Source organism: Winogradskyella immobilis (assembly GCF_021887715.1).
Lineage (GTDB): Bacteria > Bacteroidota > Bacteroidia > Flavobacteriales > Flavobacteriaceae > Winogradskyella > Winogradskyella immobilis.
This window is the reverse complement of sequence record NZ_JAIQXX010000062.1, coordinates 1-727: the sequence shown is the minus strand read 5'-3', so window position 1 is coordinate 727 and position 727 is coordinate 1. Positions and strand designations below refer to the sequence as shown.

Annotated in this window: 1 protein-coding gene; it reads left to right on the top strand. The window is 26.3% G+C overall.

Annotated elements, in window-relative coordinates:
* Window positions 1-119 precede the first annotated feature (119 nt).
* The gene (locus K8Z87_RS13830) at window positions 120-623 is read left to right on the top strand and encodes a DUF1444 domain-containing protein (protein WP_227478165.1); all 504 of its coding nucleotides are present in this window, start codon (window positions 120-122) and stop codon (window positions 621-623) included.
* Window positions 624-727: the final 104 nt, after the last annotated feature.

The window sequence follows — 727 nt, the reverse complement described above, 5'->3', positions numbered from 1 at the left end:
TCAAACTATTTTTTTGCCTTCTAAACGGCTGAAAAAAATCTTTTGAACGTCGAAATAATAATCAAAAAAGAGTCAACCTATTTCAGTATAATACACTCATTCTAATCTGAAAATTATAGATGAACTATATACCTCAATTTTTTCCCGAATATTGGAAAACGGAACATAACGTTTACGGAATAAATTTCACTAACGAAATTTCAATTGGATTTGTTGAAAAGTTAGATGGAGGATATTCATTCTTATCCAATCTAGAGTTTGAAAAACTAAAAATTGACTCAAAAAAACTACTTATAGAATCAATAAAAAATTTAAAGAATTTATTTGACAATTGTGATTTAAAAATTTATGAAATTGATGGCGGAAAAATGGGTTTTTGGAATTCAGAGAATGACAACTTCACTTCTGTTCGAATCTTGATTCCTGAATATCGTAAAATAATCCTAGAAAATATTTCAGAAAATTTTAGTTTTTCAATACCAAGCAGAGACATTATAACGTGCTGGAAAACAGATTCTAAAAAAGAATGTGAAAAATTTAAAAGAGAAACAAAAGAGGATTTTAAAGAAGAAGAATATAATTTAAGTGAAAAAATATATAATTGGAAAAATGTTGAACTATAAAAACTGTACACAACAAAGAACTGAGTTAAAAAACAAGCATTATTGAGCTAATTTTGAAACAAAATTTTCATCATAAGGCAATCCACTTTTTGCTATTGCAAAAG